The following is an 18,577-nucleotide window of genomic DNA, read 5'->3' on the forward strand; positions in this document are numbered from 1 at the left end:
AACCATCAAAGCATCAGCCTTTACAGTTAACATGGTACGGTAGCAACCCTTACAAAAAGAAGCGGACAACCCGTCGCTTGAAGCCTATGTCCTTCAAGCCATTGCTTCAGAGAGTGACCTATGGCATGGTGACACAGGTAAGGAATTTAGAACATCGTACAAAAATGCACGTCTTTTTACGATACCAACAGCTACGTTGCTGACACCCTGTACATTTACAGGGTGTTTTTGATAAGGAGAATGAATGAAATGAGCATGGTAACCTACATAGGATTAAATTTCCAGGCTGCAATAAATGACGACGATATGGAAGATGAAGTTGAAATAACAGATTTGTTCCTTAGTAGCGAAGAGCGTCAAATGCTTCAGCATCAACATTTTACAACGCCATACCTATATGAGCTTGAAGCAAAAGGGAGTCCCATTTGGCAAATGCATAACGACAATAAAGTGCATTCGCCACATAACTACGAAAAATCCAAAAGCACATTACTTCTTGTTTGTAACTTCCTGAAAAAACTTCTGCCAAAAGGTGATTATTGCGAAATCTACATTTGCTGGAAGGGGGAAGAAGGGGAGGATAGCGAAAAGAAATTCGAGCTCCTGTTAGACCAACTCTCAATCGACCAGCTCGAAATGAATGAAAAATACTTGATTACAATAAAAAATCAATTCTAATAAAGATTGAAGCGAAAAGCCTCACCCTTTATTAGAATTGTTTATTGGAAGTCGATCGGAATAAAATCGTCCCCGAAGAATGCTAGGATATTGCAAAGATACTCAAAGACATTCGCGAAACTCGTTTCTCGGATGGCTTGTCTTGTCTACATTGTGTTAGTATATCGGTATAGTTAGTTGCAAAAAGTTTATTTGTTTCGTATTATGAAACAATCTCACATTTCAAGGTGTTTCGATTTACTGTGATATATTCCCCAGTTGATTTATTCATTACTTGTGACACTTTCTTGGTATGCGTTATCTCGCACCAATCATTTTGTACATCCACCAATATTTTTATTTCCACACCACTTTCTCCATATTTTAAACCACTATAAGATAATTTCGTCATGATCATCCTTCCTTTCTTAATCTTTAATATATTGTCAAATATGATATTTCAATCTACCTGTTTCTATTATACTGCACATTTATTGATTTATAAAAAAGCAATAATCTTTACGAAACCAGCCTAAAATAAAACGAGTATAGATATTATTAAACTGCCAGGGCAGTTTGGTTTAATAATCGTACAATTGTTAGAATTTGGTATAATTATTTTGGAGGTGAACGATTCATATATGATAGTATTTGTGTTCATTAGTATTTATTTAATGCCAATTTTAGCAATTATATTTTGTCTAAACCTTGTAGAAATAATAAAGAAAGTAAAAAAAGAACAACCAACTACTGCTAACACAGTTTGGTTAACAATCTCTTTTGCATTAATTGTATGGAGCATCGCTGTTACAGCTTTTGAATAATAGAAACGCTTTAGCCAAAGCAATCAACAGCTCTCCCTTAAAAATAAAATTTAACAACCAGCCACGATTCTGCTAAAAGAATTGTGCCTTTTCTTTAGGGGAAGGAACAGATTGCTAAACGGATAGTAGTTTAAGGCGAGGGGAAAATAAATTTCAGTTAATCGTTCAAGTTGCATACAAATATAAAGTGTGATGAATATTAGTAACTCATTAGCTATAATTATTCCAGAAAAAAGCGCTATTTGTGAGTTGAAAAAAATCCCAATTCCTCAATTTGAACACTAGGAAATTGGGATTTTATTTGATATAACAGTCAGATTTGCTTTTAAATCGCTTTGTTGTATGCAATAGTCAAGCGATTTTAAGCATCGTTTATAAATAGGAGCGTTTAGCTGGCCATGAACCTTGTAGTTTACGAAGTTGTACAATTTGTCCTGTATGATAAGCATCGTGCAAAAGGATATTTAGATATTGTTGCCAAACTGGAAGAGAAGGACTAGGTTGATCCAATTCTGCTTCTTGAAGGGAAGCTAATGAAGATTGTAAGGCATCATGTACGTGAAGGGTTCGCTTCACTGTTTCTTGCCAAGCATCTTCATCATTCGCTCCACCTTGGACAAACGTTTCATCATTATTTTGTGGAGCAACAAATGAGTTATCTTTATGTAAGCGAGAAAGTAAGCGCTCTTTAAAGGCTAGTAAATGGTTAGTATTTTCCCAAATCGTATTAGCGGCCTTTCCTTCTGGTTGCCAACATGCTTGTGCAGCAGTGAGATTCTTTAATGCTTCTGATAGTGGTGGATACCATTCTTCTTCGAAAAAAACTTGATTGACTCCATTTTGCAAGAGTTCCTTTTTACTCATTGAGATAGCCTCCTCTTTTGTAACCTTCTAAACATGACTTACTATTAATTTATCAAATTTTCCGAAAAGAGTATATAGGAGTGAAAATATACTAACAGGGACGTTAACTAAAGAGCATTGAGTTGCTTAGGCTCAGTGCAGGTTAGAAGAACAAGAAAGGCTATTGAATGACGTTCTGTTTTGTATCGGGATCTGATGGATTTGCTTAAGTATTTATTTATAATATAAGGGAAAAATACTTACAAAATTTACATTAGAGGTGGCGATAATTCTTGAGAAGGTTAGTCATACTAGTCATGGTGATTTTTGGATTATTTTTCCCGATACAATTGCTATTAGTAAAGGCGAGTATTCAACCAAAATTGGAAAAAGTAGATGTTTCATTTATTCAAGTAAATCGTTTAAACGGGGAAACTCGTTTGTTTAAGGAAAATGATGGATATGAGGAAGTGATTATCGATAAGATTGTTAACTGGATAAATACATCAAGCCCTTCCGAAGAAGCAAATGAGTTAGAGTTAAATCAAACTTCCATCATCTCGATAATGAAAATAAAACTAAAAAACGGAGACGTTGCAGTTATTGAACCAGCTTATAATTGTGTATCCCAAAACCAAGTAAAAACATGCACGATTGCAGATGGTGAGGTTATCTATACAAGTAATAATAAAAAGCTTCGATTGAAATCAGAAGAACTTTATGATTGGCTCTTAGTTGGCTGGAAATATGAAAGTGTTGGAGCACCAAAAGATGAGTTGCTTGAAGAAACTTTATATAGCAAATATTTTTCCTATCTCGATGAAACTTACGCAGATTTTATCATGTGTCCAAAAATCGATAAAGTTGAAACAATAGATGGCAATACAAGGAGACATATTGTTCAGGCAAGTGCGTTAAATTATAGTGCACATCATGGTGATGTTCCTTTTGATAGAATCCATATAATGTTGACTGATACGCCAGAAAATGGAGTGAAAATAAATAAAGTGACAATACAAAAGGGGATTATTGAAAAAGAAAGCGCTATACAATGTAGGCGAGCGAGCTAAAGGATGACAGTGTGAATGGATGGAACAATTGATAAAGGAAATAATGTCTCAGAGTAGCCAATATAAAGTTCAAATTATTAAACGTAAGGATTGTCTCTATACTATAGAAGTATTTATGTGGCAAGAAGAGTATGGATATGAGTATTGGCGTCCAATAAAAAAAGATTTGACTTTGGTTGAAACGGAGGAAGGTGCAATAGCATTAGCCATTGAACATTTAAGCGTGTACTCTGGAGAACAATGCTTTTATTAATGTGCCCAATTTTGGATTGATGTTTTAGAATGCACTTGCTTCGGCAGGTGTTTTTTTCATTATCGATGCTCAGATATAATATGTTTAATAATACAAAAATGGTTAAATATTGTATAATGAAGTTAGGATATTTTGATATTAGTAGCTTGTAGAAAAGAGAAAGTGGTTGAGAAAATGAAGAATAAAAAAGGCATAGTTATTGCTAGTATTATATTATTATACTGTGTGATTTCAGTTATCTATACGCTTTTACTGGATGGAAAAATCAATTGGTCTCTATTATTTTTAGCAATATGTATGATTTATATTATAGAAGTTGCTATATCTAATAATAAATTACTTAAAAAGAAATTGACTAAGTAGGGCCAATACCAAAAGCTTAACAGGTTAAATCAGTTTTTACAGTTAAGTTACATCTGTTGGTAGGGCATCCACTCACATTCCAACGGTTTTATTATTCTCCATTTGCATTTAATACCTCATATTATCAGGTGAATAAGAAGGTGGGTATGCTATTGTTTAAAGAAGTTTCAAAGCTACAATTGGTACTATCTTTTTTGATGGCTTTTATTGGCTTCTCACAAGCATTTAACAACTGGGGAGAAAAGAGAATGTTATCTTTATTCTTTTTGATTGCTAGTATATTCGTTTTAATTGTTGCGAGTTTAGCTCTGATTTTTTATAGAAAACGGCAAATCATTAAAGAGTAATGATGGGCTTCAAAAAGAAAAAGATTGAAGCTTTTTAGCTCCAATCTTTTTTCTTGTGCAATCATACCGTATTTTCTAGCCGAGGCTCAAAATAGGGGACATGATCTAAAACATTGATATATCAACTTGCATTTATTTTATTTGACGTTTGGATAAATCATCGTTGCTGGGTCGACATATTCATCGAATTGCTCTTCTGTTAGTAAACCACTTGCGATAGCTGCTGCTTTTAAAGTAGTGCCTTCTTTGTGCGCTTTTTTCGCGATTTTTGCTGCGTTTTCATAACCAATGTATGGATTTAATGCCGTTACAAGCATTAATGAATTTTGTAAATTATGATCTAGTACTTCTGTGTTAGGCTCAATGCCTACAGCACAATGGTCGTTAAATGATTTCATTGTATCGGCTAATAGGCGAGTCGATTGTAAGAAGTTGTAAATAATAACGGGTTTAAAGACGTTTAGTTCAAAGTTCCCTTGAGAAGCGGCGAAGGCAATTGTCGCGTCATTGCCGACTACTTGTGTGACAACCATAGTCATAGCCTCACTTTGGGTAGGGTTTACTTTACCTGGCATAATCGATGAGCCTGGCTCGTTTTCAGGGATTGTGATTTCGCCAATACCAGAACGAGGGCCACTCGCAAGCCAGCGAACGTCATTAGCAATTTTCATTAAATCAGCTGCTAATGCTTTTAATGCACCATGAGCAACAACAGCTTCATCATGGCTTGTTAAGGCATGGAATTTATTCGCAGCCGATGTGAATTGTTTGCTTGTTAGTTCACTAATTTCTGCTGCTACACGATCACCAAATTCAGGATGAGCGTTGATACCAGTACCAACAGCTGTGCCACCAATCGCAAGCTCCTTCATATAGTCAATATTTTGGAGTATCATATGCTCGGATTTTGCTAGCATGGCTGCCCAGCCGCTAATTTCCTGACCCAATGTAAGAGGTGTCGCGTCCTGTAAATGCGTACGACCAATTTTAATAATATCTTTAAATTGAGCTGCTTTGTCTTCTAACGTTGATTTTAATAGACGAAGTCGTGGTAATAAGTAATCTTCCACTTTTAACACAGCTGCAATATGCAATGCTGTTGGGAATGTATCATTTGAGCTTTGTGATTTATTGACATCATCATTTGGATGAACAATATCAGCTTCGCCAGCGTCCTTTAATAATTGGTTCGCACGGTGTGCAATGACCTCATTCACGTTCATGTTGGATTGTGTACCGCTACCTGTTTGCCAAACAACAAGTGGGAATTGATCGTCCCATTGACCATTTAAAATTTCATCTGCAGCCTGTACGATGGCATTCGTTTTAATATCAGAAAGTTTGCCTAGTTTGTTGTTCGCAATCGCAGCACTTTTCTTTAAAATAGCCATGGCTTGCACAAGCTCAATCGGCATTTGCTCTGTACCAATTTGGAAATTCTCTTTACTGCGCTGTGTTTGCGCACCCCAAATTTTATCAGCAGGTACTTTAATTTCACCCATTGTGTCTTTTTCAATACGATAATCCATGTTCAAACAGCTCCTTTATTATGTAAAACTCTCCTAATATACAGATAAAAACGGATACTCTTAGTCTGATGTAAGAATATCCGTTTGATACATGCTTATTCAAAAAAGAGGGGGATTCTGAATTAAGCAATTTGGAGAAAAGAAATAATCTACTGATAATGATAATTGTTATCAATTAAAAAGTCAACGGTTTTTCTTGAAGAAATTAATGATGAGAATAATTCGCAATCGTTATCTTTGGTTTTCCCGAATTTCTAAGAAATAAACGGCGCTGTGAGGCGTTATCTCTTTTTCTTTCCGATTTCTTTCAACGGTTGTTTTTTAGGGATTTTTTCAAATAAAACCTTTACCTGAAAATTATGGTCATCCATTTGAAGTACCTCTATCACCTTGGCTTTGCGCCCTTTAATTCGAATATCCTCTTCCACTGTAGGCAGTTTAACGAGCAATTGGCTTAAAACAGACGTCTTGTTTTCATAAAAATGAGTCACAAACATCGCTCTTCTCCTTCTAACATTTGATGTTACTCAATTTATGAGTGGGGCATAGTAGATAGAACTTTTGGTGAAGTGGTTGATTAGATTGGAGCTTCTTTAAGCGTTCATCAATTGAAGGGACTCGCTCACCGAGATTTCCAAATTGCTCATAAAGCATTCCCCATAAGTAATCTCCCAAAATGTCTGCGCAATAAAATCATTGAAATGAGCCAATTGCTAGGAAAACCAATGATTGTTGCGGAGAAAGCGTGGTTCATTCTGAAATACTTCACCAACAAAAGGTTTTATTTTATTTGAAAATCAAAAATATGACATAATTCTACGTATGAGAATTGCAACTTTCGACATATCCTTTATTTATTTCTCGGGAAATATATCTCATAGGATTATGAGGGAATAGTAAGGATTTCGTAAGCTATTTCAGACAATGATTTGATTAGGGATTCAGATGGGTTCTTTTAGAGAAATATAATGTGTTTATGATTTGATTGACTATTCTTATTTTTCTTTTGACTCGTGAGATAGGTGTATTATGTTTCAGCTAGGGCGATGTTCGTTATAATAAGAGAAAGGAGGAAACGAGATGTATTTAAAATCATGTAAGGTATTACAGGACACGATTCCGAATAAACAAATGTATCCTTTTAATATCCCAAGCTTGCAGGATTTATATGAGCTGGAGTTTCCGACAAATGTAACGTTCTTTGTTGGAGAAAATGGGTCGGGGAAATCAACATTACTTGAAGCAATTGCAGATCGCTGCGATTTTAATACAGCGGGTGGTGGTCGCCAGAATTTATATGACGTACATAAGGCAGAGTCTTCACTGGGTGAATATATCCGCTTGTCGTGGATGCCGAAAATCTCGAATGGCTTTTTTCTACGATCAGAAACATTTTATCAATTTGCCAGTCATATTGATTTGTTAGAAGATCCAAGGAAATATAACGCTTTTGGTGGGAAGTCGTTGCACCACCAATCTCATGGTGAATCTTTTCTTGCATTATTTATGAATCGTTTTAATGGCAAAGCTATCTATTTATTGGATGAGCCTGAGGCAGCATTGTCTCCAACGAGGCAGCTAAGCCTGCTGAAAATTATCAAGGATCTAGAGCATGAAGCCCAATTTATTATTGCCACACACTCGCCCATTTTACTGGGCTATCCCAATGCTACAATATATAGTTTTGATGAAGGAGAGATTGAATCGATTCGCTATGAGGATACCATTCATTACATCGTCACTAAACGTTTTTTAGATGCACCGCAATCCATTTTACGTGAGTTATTTGATGAGGAGAGGGAATTATGAATCAACGAAAAGGCTTAGTCATGCGAGAAATTCGATTAGACGAAATGGCACAATCCATTGATTTACTGAATTATGTATTTCAGATGTCTATGTCCATTCACAAGGATCGCCGTTTTGTAAATGCCAAGAGCAGGCAGTTTAATGAAGGGCATGCCATTGGTTGGTTTGATGGCAAACAGCTTGTATCCCAAATTTTAAGTCTACCTTTTGAGGTTAATGTACATGGCAAAATTTATGAAATGGGCGGCATCACAGCAGTTGGCACATACCCTGAGTATTCTGGGCATGGCTTAATGGAGAGCTTGATTATTGAAAGCCTGCAAAGTATGCGAAATGAAGGACAATGCATTTCCTATTTATTTCCATATTCTATCCCTTATTATCGCAAAAAGGGATGGGAAATTATGAGCGATATTGTAGAGTTTCAGGTGAAGGATACACAGCTTCCGCATTATGCGGGACTCAATGGTAAAATTCGTCGTGTTGATCCCAAACATGAAGATGTTGTAGATATTTACGCACGTTACGCACAGAAAACGCACGGGGTAATGGTGCGCAATAGTATTGCGTGGAATGAAAAATTTCAGGAGGATTTCTGGGAGGAGAAATTCATTGATAGCGATGTCCAACTACAGGCAGCAGTCTATTATGATGAAGACGATGTAGCGCAGGGCTATATGTTCTACCGTATAATGGAGGAAAATTATTACATTGATGAAATCGTTTATTTACAGGAAGAGGCTCGTAAAGGCTTATGGAACTTTGTCTCGGCACATAGCTCGATGGTTTATAATGTTTACGGGAAAACAACGGGAAATGAAGCTGTGGCCTTTTTATTAGAGGATAGCGAGATTATTCAAAAGGTCTCTCCTTATTTCATGGCGAGAATTGTCGATGTCAAAGAGTTTTTACTACGCTATCCCTTTGTCGGTCAGGATTTCGAGCTTCAGCTTGCTGTCAGTGATCGCGTTGTGGCGTGGAATAATGGTACATTCATCATCAAAATGAAAGATGGAAACCTGTCTGTGCAAAAGGTAAGTGAGACGTTAAACGATAATGCTGTTCATTTAACTGTGCAAACATTGGCTACGATGCTGTTAGGCTATAAACGCCCAAATTATTTAGAAAAAATTGAACGGCTACAGGGTCGTGCTGAGGAAATTGCGTTGCTTGAAGCCGTCCTACCAGTGGGTATCCCAACATTTATTGATTATTTTTAAGCCTTTTAGTGCGCGAGGGGGAGAGCCATAACGTTGCCAGTTATGGCTGCCATGCCTCTTTTAGCCGTTCGACACCCAGTTTGATTTCTTCCATTGTTAACTTACTAAATCCTAATTGTAGCAATGGGTCCTCACTTGTTTGATTAATAAAAAACGGGCTTGTTGGATAAACCTTCACACCATAAGTCTCGGCTCGCTGGATGAGCTGTTGTTCTGAAAGCGGAGACTTGACCTTCACTACTATATAAAGCCCCGATTGCTCGCCCAATACAGCTATTTGTGGACCAAATTGTCGTTGCAGCTCCTGAACAAGGTGCTGCATTTTTTGTTTATACGTCAAGCGCATTCGTTTAATATGACGTGTCCATTCCCCTTGTGCCATGAATTGGGCCATTGTCCGTTGATGAAGGGACGAGGCATTTTGTTCAAAATGAGCAAAGCGCTCTTTAAATGGCTGTACTAGCGTATTCGGCAAGACCATATAGCTTAATCGTACACCAGGTAAAAACGATTTTGAGAAGGTGCCGAGATAGATTACCTTTGAAGGGTCGATCGAGGCAAGGGCAGGAAATGGTTGTTGTGTATAGCGAAATTCGCCATCATAATCATCCTCAAGAATATAGCCATTGACTTGCTGCGCCCATTGAATTAAGGTTTGTCGCTGCTGAATGGTCATGGACACACCGTATGGGAAATGATGTGAAGGGGTGACATACAATAAGCGTGATTGACAATGTTTAAGTATATCAAGTTGTGCTCCAGTCTCCATTACTGGCAATGTCTCTATGACAAAACGATGTAACTGAAAGGCCTCACGCGCCCCATTATAGCCAGGGTCTTCTAAAAGAACACTTAGGAAATGGTCTTTTAATAAAAAGCCCACATACAGTAGCATTTGCTGTGTACTACTGCCGATCATGATATTTTCGCTCGTTGTCGATACGCCTCTTGCTTGTAGTAAATACGGTACAAGCTGCTCCTTGAGCAAGGGATCTCCAAATAGCTCTCCATATTGATAGCATGATGGTTCCTGTAATACTTGATTGGCTAATTGACGCCATGTTTTCATAGGAAAATATGTCTGGTCAACAGCCCCAGCACGAAAATCTACAAGCAATGATGTTGTGTTGCTGGTTGGCTGTGATAGAACTGGCTGTTCCTGTTCCTGTTCCTGCAAGAAAACTGGCTCTAATGCATTGACGAAATAGCCTTTGCGTCCTTCTCCACGTATATATCCCTCAGCTACAAGCTGTTCGTAAGCAGTTAACGTTGTATTACGGCTAACCTGTAACGTTTCTGCTAATTTTCGAATGGAGGGCAGAGAATCGTTTGTTTGAAGTGTTCCTTGTGTAATGAGTATTTTCATTTGCTGATACACTTGTTTATATTTAGCCTCTTTTTCTGTTAATAGAAAGATAAAGTCATCCATATGATACCACCTTGACATGTTGAAATATTTGAAATTGTTTCTTTTGGAATGTCAGATTATTTACTACCATCATATAAGAAGAACAATGAAAAAGAAATGGGGAATCGAAACATGAAAATTTGTACAGTGACACAGGCGACCATTGAGGATGTTGTGCCTTTATTTAATGCCTATCGGGAATTTTATGGGCAATTGTCTGATATACAGAAAGCGGAGCAATTTATACGTGAGCGAATAGAACGGGCAGAGTCCATTATTTTTCTTGCGTATCAGGAGGATGAGGCAGTAGGGTTCGCTCAATTATTTCCTCTCTTTTCATCCGTAGCCATGAAAAAAGCGTTTATCTTAAACGATTTATTTGTCGCCAAACAAGCCAGACAACAAGGAGTGGCACAGGCTTTAATGGAACAATGCTACGTCTACTGTAAGCAGGAAAATGCTCGTTACATGATGCTTGAAACTGCAACGGATAACATCAATGCACAGAAGCTCTATGAAAAGATGGGCATGACGATTGATAACAATGTCTATTATTATGGTATTTATTGGTAATTAAGCTGTATGGTTGCTTAAGCGTGGAGCTCGATTGGTTGGTGATGGGATTGCTCATAAAAGGACGAAAGTGCTAGACCTCGCCATGTCTAATTAGACATAGCGGGGCCTTGTGCTAGGCATGACTCATCCAGCCTGCGAAAAGACCAGAGGAGAAAAAGCGGGTAATGTTTTTGAATCCAGCTTCACTTAATAATTGTTGGGTTTCTTGATCGGAAATGAAAGAGATATTCATGATGACTTTGCCCATATTTTCTACTTTCTCTTTTGTGTAGCCAGCGTCTAAAAAGACACTTTGCCAGATTTTGATGCGATCTTGTAGTTCGTCACTTTCTCGGTCTCCATAGGCACAAGCAAGGACGAATGGTTTTCCGGGCTTTAATTGATCGTGAATGTTTTGAAGTAGATGTAGTTTTTCCTGACGATCTACAATGAAATGAAGGACGAGGATACAGCTGGCCGCATCGAATTTTGGCGTGGTTTGTGGCAAGCTCTCAATAGTTCCTTGTAGCAGTCGAACTCGGCTTTCTAATTGGAGTTGTACGGCCTTGTGTTGAGCGATTTGGAGCATTTCCACAGCTGGGTCAATGCCTGTGAATGTCCACAGAGGGTTCGTTGGTCCCCATGCGGAAAGTTCATTGCCACCGCCAGCCCCCACAACTAGCAGGGATGCCTCTTGTTCACCTAAATGAGAACGGAAATAGGCTTGAGCCACGGCAAATAATGTGTCATAGGCAGGCACCGAAATACGAGTACTTTGCTCATATGTACGTGCCTTTTCTAATAAATGTGTTGATAGTTTATCCATCGATATAGCCTCCATTGCTTTATTATATATATTACAGACCCTTATTGTCTGTAATTGAGTATAAATGAAAATGATTGAAAGAACAAAGAAATCGCTTTTTATAAAAGAGATTGGCGAAGCCTTTTGGTTTTCAAATGAGCAATTTCATGCAGGGCATCGTGTTTGGCTGTGTCCATGGAGCTACGTTGTGGGGACACTTCCCGTTCATGTGACCTTGTTAGCCGTGCTTATGACGGCATTTGCGGGCTATGTCATATGATAGATGAATGAACGGATGACAGGAGGCTTCATAGTATCGCGATTTTGGTAGCAGCAGGTTTTTCTATGTTTCCAATGCTATCATGATGACATTTTGACTTATTTGCATTTCTTGGCGGACGCTTGCATAATAGGGCAGAGAAGATTTTTTCGTGAAGGGACGTGCAAGCATGACAGAATGGCCTAAGGGAGTAGCAAAACCAGCAATTCGTGCATTACAGGCAGCGGGTTTTACAGAATTGAAGCAGCTGGAAAAAGTGGACCTTACGACACTAGCTCATTTACATGGGATGGGACCAAAAGCGTTAGCGGCGATTGAAGCGGCTCTAAAGGAAGGTAGTGAGCCTCGTGAATAAGCTAACATTGTTTTTACTAGCTATGGTTGTCTACTATATTATCGTTGTATTCCTTATTAGCAAGCTGTTTATTATTCCAATCATGAAAGTGATGGCCTTGATCTTTTTTATAGGGGCAGGCTATATTTTTTCTCGTAAAATGCGTAGAAAATTACAGTAGGAGGCAATATGAAAATTGTAAATCTAACATTCTTTTATGGAGCGGTTATTATCTTAGCGATTACGCTGTCATTAGCAGGTGTTCGACTATCCATCTCACTCGGGATATTTGCGTTATTCGCAATAGGGGTAATTTATCGTCATATACATATTTTATATCGCACCAACAATATGGAGCAGGTGGATAAATGGGTGAAAAAACATAGAAAAGAACCCATCTTTGCTGCACTTTATGCCAATGCTTATGAGACGAAGGAAGAACAGATTCGTGCAGTTGATGCTATCATCGACTATTACAAGCAACCTGCCGTAAAGTATAATTATCAATTTATTAAAGCAATCATGGAAGAGAACTTAGGTGACGCGAAAGTAGCGGCAACAAAAATTGGCAAAGAACCTTTAGCTAGCTATGCACATTGTTATATCGCTGCTCTCGAAGGCAGAACAGCTGACATGACAAGTGATAAACTAACACAACCGTGGATGCAACCCGCAATCGAAGCAGTCTATGCCTATACAGTAAAGGATCAAGCAAAGTTTCGCCAATTTGCAGATGCGAGCATCGAACACGCTCGTGGCATACAGAAATATGGTCTTATACATAATTTCAAGCAACTAGAAGAAGATTTGGTCATTCAATAATAGTTGGGCTACTTGGTAACCAGTACATACGGTATCAAGTAGCCTGTTTTCGTGTAGCTTACAATAAATGAAAAAATGATTTTATGAGGTGACAATGATTGTCTAAAATTGATCATATGATGCAGATTCTATGGATGCTGCATGCAGGCAGGAAAATTACCGCGAAAGAAATAGCTGAAAAATTAGAGATGAATATAAGGACAGTATACCGATATATTGACGCACTTTCTGCCAGTGGTGTACCGATTATAGCAGAAGCAGGTCATAACGGAGGGTATACCCTGTTGAATAATTTTATTAAAAGTCCTCTTCTATTTGATATTGATGAGAAAGCGGCATTACTTCATGCTGCTATTTTTGCAAAAGAAGCTGGTTATTTTTTAGATGAGGCATTAAATAGTGCAACATCAAAGCTAACAAAATTTTCAAATCAAGAGCAAGATGAAATGATTAAGCAACATTTAGAAGGATTCGAAATTGTAAGTCCTAATGCTCAATCATCTATGGAGCCGATATTGAAAAAAATAGAGGAAAGTATAGTAAACGAAACATCTGTTGAAATGGAGTACCGTACAAATAATGAAGAACAACCTAAACATAGGTTGATTAACCCGTATGGCTTAGTTTATTGGAATAATAGCTGGTATGTCATTGCCTATTGTCATTTAAGGAAGGAGATCCGTAATTTTAAAGTAAGCCGCATTATCAATATGAACCAAACAGCCATTACCTTCCAGCGACCACAACCTTTCTCGGCAAGTGATTTTTTTATGAAAAGCATTCTACCACAAGTAGAAGATAAACGGGAACTTACACCTTTCATCATTTGTGGTAAGACGGATGCGGTAGATGACATAAGTCAGCATTGGTTTTTAAGGGATCACCTCAAAGAACGGACCTCAAAGAAAGCGATATTTCTAGTAGAGGAAGAAGCGTTACATAAATATGTTCCCTATTTGCTATTACCATATGGAAAATCAATACAAATAGTAGAACCAATAAGCTTAAAGCAAAAAATGATTGACGTACTTTATGAGCTAATTAATTTTTATCAAGTTGAAAACTTTACTGACGGAGAATGTCAGTGAAGTTTTTTTATAATAAGCGTAATTCATTTAAAAGGAGTGGTTATTATGCATACAAGAAGAGTGTATCTTTATGTATTTAATACGATGTCAGACTGGGAAATAGGCTATTTAATTGCTGAACTGAATTCAGGAAGGTATTTTAAAAAAGGATTAGCGGCTTTTGAGGTAATTACGGTAGGTATTGATAGAAGCCCTGTTACTACGATGGGAGGAATTACAATACTTCCTACTATTTCCATTGATGAATGTCAATTGAATAGTACGGATGTCTTAATTCTTCCAGGAGGCAATACATGGCTTGAGTCTATACATGATCCTCTATTGAAGAAAGTATCCATAGCGTTGAACGAAGAAATTATCATAGCTGCAATATGTGGCGCAACTATGGGTCTCGCAAAGATTGGTTTGCTAGATTCAAGAAAACATACAAGCAACGATTTAGAATACTTGAAAATGTTTTGTCCACATTATATAGGGGATAAACATTTTGAGGAAGGCCCTGCTACAACGGATGGAAATTTAGTTACGGCATCAGGTACAGCCCCACTGGAATTTGCTGTTCATGTTTTGAGGCTACTTGACGTGTTTAGACTAGAAACATTACAGGCGTGGTTGAATCTTTATCAAACGCATGAAAAAAAAGACTATTTTGAATTAATGTCTTCTATTGAATAATTAAGGTCTCAGTGGAGCATGTGTAACAACATGCTCCTAAATTTATTCTTATATAAAGAGATACATTATCGCATTTTCTTTTCCAACAAAATGCCTCGTACGATGCCACCAATAAAGAGGATGCCTAACACGAAAAGAAATAGGTAGGCATGCCACTGCTGTAAAATACGCTCGTGACCTAGTGCCACTGTCAGGTCATTGAAAAGGGAATAAGTAAAATATAATAATATACTATTTTTTATGAGACAAAACGTCATAATGCCATTTTGTCGCTGTCTATGGGACAGGGGTGCTTTATTTTTGCGCATGACAGGGTAGGCAGCTTTCATTTCTAAATAATGTAAAAGTAAAAATAGCATAAGTGCGATAAAGGGTAAATAAAAGATCGCAATTTTCGGTCCAAACTGGGCTTGCTCATTCGTAAAGCTTTGTAAGACAGGAATCGTTGCAGGGAGCTTTGAATATTGGATTAGAGTGGCGGTGATGCCAGCTCCAAAAATAGTGGCCGCTATAACAGTCAGCTGGTGACAAAAGCGCGGTGTGGGTGTTTTTTGTTGTGTATGCATCCTTGCCCCTCATTTCTCATCATTCAAAATGTTAATCTGTTATACTGTAACATAGAATGATTGCTTTTTGTGTTAGAGAAAGAAGGATACTATGGAATACTTGTTGTTTTTACTAATTGGCATCATTGGGAATGTCGTGGGCACATTAGTGGGTGGTGGCGGCTTAATTACCTTGCCTACCATGATGCTTATGGGCGTGCCCGTCCATTCGGCTATTGGCGCGAATAAAGTGTCCAATATGGTGAGTGCCTTTTCCAGTTTTTATACGATTTATAAACGAAAAGAATTAGCCTGGACAGAAATGCGTGCTGTCCTACTTGTATCCTTGATTGGAGGCACACTTGGTGGACTTTTCGCTTCGTTCATGAGCAGTCAAACATTGACATTCATTGCCATTATGTTACTAGGCTTTGCACTCATCATGTCCTTTATGGGTGGGGCTGATTTTGGTGACAATGAATGCTTTACAATGAATCGAAAAAACGGTCCAATCCTTCTTGGGGTTGGTTTTTATGATGGTATGTTTGGCCCTGGCAGTAGCACATTAGCTCTTTATACATATGCACATGAGAAGATTTCCTATATCAAAGCAGTAGGGCTCTCACGGGTGGGGGTATTTGCCATGTGCTCAGGAGCGGCGATTACGTATATTGCGACGGGAAAAATTGAATGGCTATTAACACTTATTTTGATGATTGGCTCAACGATTGGTGCACAAATTGGGCTCGTGCTTGCAAGAAAAGTGAATGCGAATCAAGTGAAGCTATTATTGCGGATCGTAACGATTGTGCTGATTGTACAGCTTCTTTATGATTTTATCCATCAGCTTTAGGAGGCGATTATCCTGTTTGAAATAACACCATACCCAACCTTTTCGTGGTCACTCTCGCGTCATAAAACATTGACAAGCTGCGCTCGCAAATATGGCTATGAATATTATTTTTCACATAACGGATGGCTCAGCTATAATGTAGAGCCTTACCATCAACTGGTGTATCGCTTAAAAAAGCTACAATCGATGCCTATTTTATTTGGGCAAATTGTCCACCGATATATTGAACAGGCCATTAATGATTATCTACAGACAGGGAAAGCTTCTACACTGGAGGAGCTGATGCAAGGGGCACGTGGACAGCTTAATGCAGCCTTTATTGATTCTACACGCCATGTGGAGTTTTGGAGGCAAAAGCCGAATAAATACTATATGATGCAGGAAATTTATTATTACGGCACACTTTCTTCTGAGCTTGTGCAGGACTATAAAGAACGTTTACAGCTTGTGTTTGACCATTTTTTGATGAGCGAAACATTCCAACAAATCACGGCACAAAAGGGCGCTCTCCGTATTGGGGAACCAGAGCAATTCCGCTCGATGAAAATCGACGGCATCCAAGTATTCGTCGTCATGGACTTTCATTATTATGATGAACGAGCAGATAAATGGATTATTGTTGACTGGAAAACGGGCGGGGAGTCTGATGATGACCGCCAGCAATTAGCGCTCTACGCCTACTATGTTCAGCAAAAATACCGTGTATCCTTGGAGCAAATTGAGGTCTATAACGAATATTTATTAACGGGAAAACGGAAGAAATATAGGTTTACTGCCTACGATATGGATAATATTTTGCATACATTTCAACGCAGTGTCTTAGCAATGAAAAAATACCAAGCCGATATTTTTTCTAACGAGCCTGTGGACTTGGAAGATTTCGAACAAACACAAGAAAAATGGCATTGTCGAGGTTGTAATTTTAGAGAGTTGTGTGGGACAAGGTGAGAAAGTAAAAGAAGCGAGTGCTAAAATAGCCACTCGCTTCTTTTTATGTCATTTAGGGATGACAATCCAGTACTTCTTCAAGAGACCTTTGTAGTGGTTTTCCTAATAAAATAGAGAAAAATGAGCTGAATGAGCATAACAACTAGAAACACGATGCCCAAAATAATGAATGACACCATTTTAATGGCAGGAGTTTGCACCATCCCAGCAGCATCAACATTTCTTACCCCAATAAATACTGCGAGGGCAGAAAAAATCAATAACCATACAATATTTATAGCCCACCATATAATTTTCGTAAACAAAATGAACATCCTCTTCCTATTTATAATTTCCTTTTATGGTTTTATTATAGTGTTTTTGTTTGTTTTTGGAAACACACTTTAGACGGTGTTACCTCTCCGCCTTGAGACGGATTGACTTATTACTCTTCGGTTGGTGTGTAGAAGGTAAAACAATTTTGCCATTTGTCTAGAGCTAAAAAGGCTTTATTCCTTATTTAGGGTATATATGGTAAATTTGGTATATGTAAATATTTAGGTATAAAAGGGAGAGAGAGTATGTTACATAAGAAATCATCTAACCATCACTTAATGGGTATAGCACTGGTAACAAGTGAGGAGACTTCGCAATGCCCAAACAATTTCAAAACACTTTCTGGAGAGGGGGGAGAAAATGATTAATAATAAAAGGGCGCTTATTCGTTCAATCGTAATTTTAGGTATATGTATGTGTCTTTTTTTCCATATCCTTCTAATGAAGTGATGCATGCCCAATCTTCCTTTATGTCTTTTCCTATACAAACACAAGATGGCTATGTGTTGCTCGGCATCATTGGCTCGATTTTATTTATATTTGCGATGATTTTACTAGCTAGGAGCATAAACAAATATCACCTTACAACAATTGTTTCCGTAGTGTTACTCTATTCATTTTTACCCCATTTTCTCATAATGGCGTATCAAGAAACCTTAGCTACTGGTATTATGGCCATTTCATACAAAGGGGATGGCAACTGTGATTTTGAGATGGTGAGCAAAGATTTAATGAATGGGGATTGTACCCTTATCTTACATAATCGAAACAATGAAGCTGTGTCATTTGATTTAGTATTTTTAGATAGCCATTTCTCGAAAGAAGATGTGCGTATATCATCACTTATGAATATAGCAGGTCCATATCATGTGACAATCGAGGCCAATCGTGAAAAATTGATTCATCTGAAGAAATTACTCGATTTATCAAAAGTTCCCCATCCTATTTATGGTGGAGGTTCGTCCAATGTGCAGGTTAAATTATTGGATGGAAACAATGAAAGAACTTTATAAATAGTCAAGGAGGGGGAAAAG

The 18,577-nt window shown here is 37.8% G+C and carries 25 protein-coding genes; 16 read left to right on the forward strand and 9 right to left on the reverse strand.

What is annotated here, in order from left to right; genetic code table 11:
• Positions 1-249: 249 nt before the first annotated feature.
• Positions 250-678, forward strand: a complete 429-nt coding sequence (locus MKY46_RS09310; protein ID WP_271913066.1) for a hypothetical protein — start codon at positions 250-252, stop codon at positions 676-678.
• 202 nt (positions 679-880) lie between these two features.
• Here the strand turns inward: MKY46_RS09310 and MKY46_RS09320 are convergent, their stop codons facing one another.
• The 3 genes from MKY46_RS09320 to MKY46_RS09330 form a co-directional block, all read right to left on the reverse strand.
• A complete protein-coding gene (locus MKY46_RS09320) occupies positions 881-1,069 on the reverse strand; it encodes a hypothetical protein (RefSeq protein WP_089932394.1) in 189 nt (62 codons plus the stop codon).
• Between the two features lie 255 nt (positions 1,070-1,324).
• Complete coding sequence (locus MKY46_RS09325) at positions 1,325-1,504, reverse strand: hypothetical protein (RefSeq protein WP_340834007.1); 180 nt, start codon at positions 1,502-1,504, stop codon at positions 1,325-1,327.
• Positions 1,505-1,853: 349 nt separating this feature from the next.
• Positions 1,854-2,345: a DinB family protein gene (locus tag MKY46_RS09330; RefSeq protein ID WP_036127607.1), complete on the reverse strand. Its 492-nt coding sequence runs from the start codon at positions 2,343-2,345 to the stop codon at positions 1,854-1,856.
• A gap of 272 nt (positions 2,346-2,617) precedes the next feature.
• On the opposite strand from MKY46_RS09330, the gene MKY46_RS09335 reads away from it, so the two are divergent.
• The 3 genes from MKY46_RS09335 to MKY46_RS09345 all read left to right on the forward strand — a co-directional run bounded on the left by MKY46_RS09335 (position 2,618) and on the right by MKY46_RS09345 (position 4,357).
• On the forward strand, positions 2,618-3,394 hold the full coding sequence (locus MKY46_RS09335; protein ID WP_340834009.1) for a hypothetical protein: 777 nt from the start codon (positions 2,618-2,620) through the stop codon (positions 3,392-3,394).
• Between the two features lie 19 nt (positions 3,395-3,413).
• The gene (locus MKY46_RS09340) at positions 3,414-3,647 is read left to right on the forward strand and encodes a hypothetical protein (RefSeq protein WP_340810925.1); all 234 of its coding nucleotides are present in this window, start codon (positions 3,414-3,416) and stop codon (positions 3,645-3,647) included.
• 515 nt (positions 3,648-4,162) lie between these two features.
• Positions 4,163-4,357: a hypothetical protein gene (locus tag MKY46_RS09345; protein WP_089932390.1), complete on the forward strand. Its 195-nt coding sequence runs from the start codon at positions 4,163-4,165 to the stop codon at positions 4,355-4,357.
• Positions 4,358-4,494: 137 nt separating this feature from the next.
• Here the strand turns inward: MKY46_RS09345 and fumC are convergent, their stop codons facing one another.
• Both fumC and MKY46_RS09355 read right to left on the reverse strand, forming a co-directional pair.
• On the reverse strand, positions 4,495-5,886 hold the full coding sequence (gene fumC, locus MKY46_RS09350; protein ID WP_058844968.1) for a class II fumarate hydratase: 1,392 nt from the start codon (positions 5,884-5,886) through the stop codon (positions 4,495-4,497).
• A gap of 281 nt (positions 5,887-6,167) precedes the next feature.
• A complete protein-coding gene (locus tag MKY46_RS09355; protein ID WP_089932385.1) occupies positions 6,168-6,383 on the reverse strand; it encodes a hypothetical protein in 216 nt (71 codons plus the stop codon).
• A gap of 583 nt (positions 6,384-6,966) precedes the next feature.
• On the opposite strand from MKY46_RS09355, the gene MKY46_RS09360 reads away from it, so the two are divergent.
• Both MKY46_RS09360 and MKY46_RS09365 read left to right on the forward strand, forming a co-directional pair.
• Positions 6,967-7,695 carry an AAA family ATPase gene (locus MKY46_RS09360; protein ID WP_036127582.1) on the forward strand — a complete coding sequence of 243 codons (729 nt, stop codon included), beginning with the start codon at positions 6,967-6,969 and terminating at the stop codon, positions 7,693-7,695.
• A complete protein-coding gene (locus MKY46_RS09365; RefSeq protein WP_141903155.1) occupies positions 7,692-8,915 on the forward strand; it encodes a GNAT family N-acetyltransferase in 1,224 nt (407 codons plus the stop codon). Before MKY46_RS09360 ends, MKY46_RS09365 begins: the two co-directional genes overlap by 4 nt.
• A 40-nt stretch (positions 8,916-8,955) precedes the next feature.
• Here the strand turns inward: MKY46_RS09365 and pdxR are convergent, their stop codons facing one another.
• Positions 8,956-10,344 (reverse strand): MocR-like pyridoxine biosynthesis transcription factor PdxR, encoded by a 1,389-nt coding sequence (gene pdxR / locus MKY46_RS09370; protein ID WP_340834011.1) that lies wholly within the window; start codon positions 10,342-10,344, stop codon positions 8,956-8,958.
• A gap of 111 nt (positions 10,345-10,455) precedes the next feature.
• Between pdxR and MKY46_RS09375 the strand changes: the two genes are divergently transcribed.
• Positions 10,456-10,896 (forward strand): GNAT family N-acetyltransferase, encoded by a 441-nt coding sequence (locus MKY46_RS09375; protein ID WP_340834013.1) that lies wholly within the window; start codon positions 10,456-10,458, stop codon positions 10,894-10,896.
• 115 nt (positions 10,897-11,011) lie between these two features.
• Here the strand turns inward: MKY46_RS09375 and MKY46_RS09380 are convergent, their stop codons facing one another.
• The gene (locus MKY46_RS09380; RefSeq protein ID WP_340834014.1) at positions 11,012-11,704 is read right to left on the reverse strand and encodes a class I SAM-dependent methyltransferase; all 693 of its coding nucleotides are present in this window, start codon (positions 11,702-11,704) and stop codon (positions 11,012-11,014) included.
• 70 nt (positions 11,705-11,774) lie between these two features.
• On the opposite strand from MKY46_RS09380, the gene MKY46_RS09385 reads away from it, so the two are divergent.
• The 6 genes from MKY46_RS09385 (at position 11,775) to MKY46_RS09410 (ending at position 14,882) form a co-directional block, all read left to right on the forward strand.
• Entirely contained in the window at positions 11,775-11,963 is a 189-nt protein-coding gene (locus MKY46_RS09385; RefSeq protein WP_340834016.1) for a hypothetical protein, read from the forward strand.
• Positions 11,964-12,132: 169 nt separating this feature from the next.
• Positions 12,133-12,318: a hypothetical protein gene (locus MKY46_RS09390; RefSeq protein WP_340834018.1), complete on the forward strand. Its 186-nt coding sequence runs from the start codon at positions 12,133-12,135 to the stop codon at positions 12,316-12,318.
• Entirely contained in the window at positions 12,311-12,478 is a 168-nt protein-coding gene (locus MKY46_RS09395) for a hypothetical protein (RefSeq protein ID WP_170829807.1), read from the forward strand. Before MKY46_RS09390 ends, MKY46_RS09395 begins: the two co-directional genes overlap by 8 nt.
• Positions 12,479-12,486: 8 nt before the next feature.
• A complete protein-coding gene (locus tag MKY46_RS09400; RefSeq protein ID WP_058844974.1) occupies positions 12,487-13,119 on the forward strand; it encodes a hypothetical protein in 633 nt (210 codons plus the stop codon).
• A gap of 98 nt (positions 13,120-13,217) precedes the next feature.
• On the forward strand, positions 13,218-14,207 hold the full coding sequence (locus MKY46_RS09405) for a helix-turn-helix transcriptional regulator (RefSeq protein WP_340834020.1): 990 nt from the start codon (positions 13,218-13,220) through the stop codon (positions 14,205-14,207).
• Between the two features lie 45 nt (positions 14,208-14,252).
• Complete coding sequence (locus tag MKY46_RS09410) at positions 14,253-14,882, forward strand: type 1 glutamine amidotransferase family protein (protein WP_340834021.1); 630 nt, start codon at positions 14,253-14,255, stop codon at positions 14,880-14,882.
• Between the two features lie 65 nt (positions 14,883-14,947).
• Here MKY46_RS09410 and MKY46_RS09415 read toward each other — a convergent pair whose 3' ends face one another.
• Positions 14,948-15,448 (reverse strand): DUF1648 domain-containing protein, encoded by a 501-nt coding sequence (locus MKY46_RS09415; RefSeq protein WP_036127545.1) that lies wholly within the window; start codon positions 15,446-15,448, stop codon positions 14,948-14,950.
• Positions 15,449-15,539: 91 nt separating this feature from the next.
• On the opposite strand from MKY46_RS09415, the gene MKY46_RS09420 reads away from it, so the two are divergent.
• Together MKY46_RS09420 and MKY46_RS09425 are read left to right on the forward strand one after the other, a co-directional pair.
• Positions 15,540-16,280 carry a sulfite exporter TauE/SafE family protein gene (locus tag MKY46_RS09420; RefSeq protein ID WP_340834022.1) on the forward strand — a complete coding sequence of 247 codons (741 nt, stop codon included), beginning with the start codon at positions 15,540-15,542 and terminating at the stop codon, positions 16,278-16,280.
• Positions 16,281-16,301: 21 nt separating this feature from the next.
• Positions 16,302-17,228 carry a PD-(D/E)XK nuclease family protein gene (locus MKY46_RS09425; protein WP_340835648.1) on the forward strand — a complete coding sequence of 309 codons (927 nt, stop codon included), beginning with the start codon at positions 16,302-16,304 and terminating at the stop codon, positions 17,226-17,228.
• Positions 17,229-17,305: 77 nt separating this feature from the next.
• On the opposite strand, the gene MKY46_RS09430 is transcribed toward MKY46_RS09425, so the two are convergent.
• Positions 17,306-17,533 (reverse strand): DUF3923 family protein, encoded by a 228-nt coding sequence (locus MKY46_RS09430; RefSeq protein ID WP_089932368.1) that lies wholly within the window; start codon positions 17,531-17,533, stop codon positions 17,306-17,308.
• 426 nt (positions 17,534-17,959) lie between these two features.
• Between MKY46_RS09430 and MKY46_RS09435 the strand changes: the two genes are divergently transcribed.
• On the forward strand, positions 17,960-18,556 hold the full coding sequence (locus tag MKY46_RS09435) for a hypothetical protein (protein WP_230593955.1): 597 nt from the start codon (positions 17,960-17,962) through the stop codon (positions 18,554-18,556).
• Positions 18,557-18,577 lie beyond the last annotated feature (21 nt).

Origin of the sequence: Lysinibacillus sp. FSL M8-0355, assembly GCF_038008985.1 — a bacterium.
Taxonomy (GTDB): domain Bacteria; phylum Bacillota; class Bacilli; order Bacillales_A; family Planococcaceae; genus Lysinibacillus; species Lysinibacillus fusiformis_D.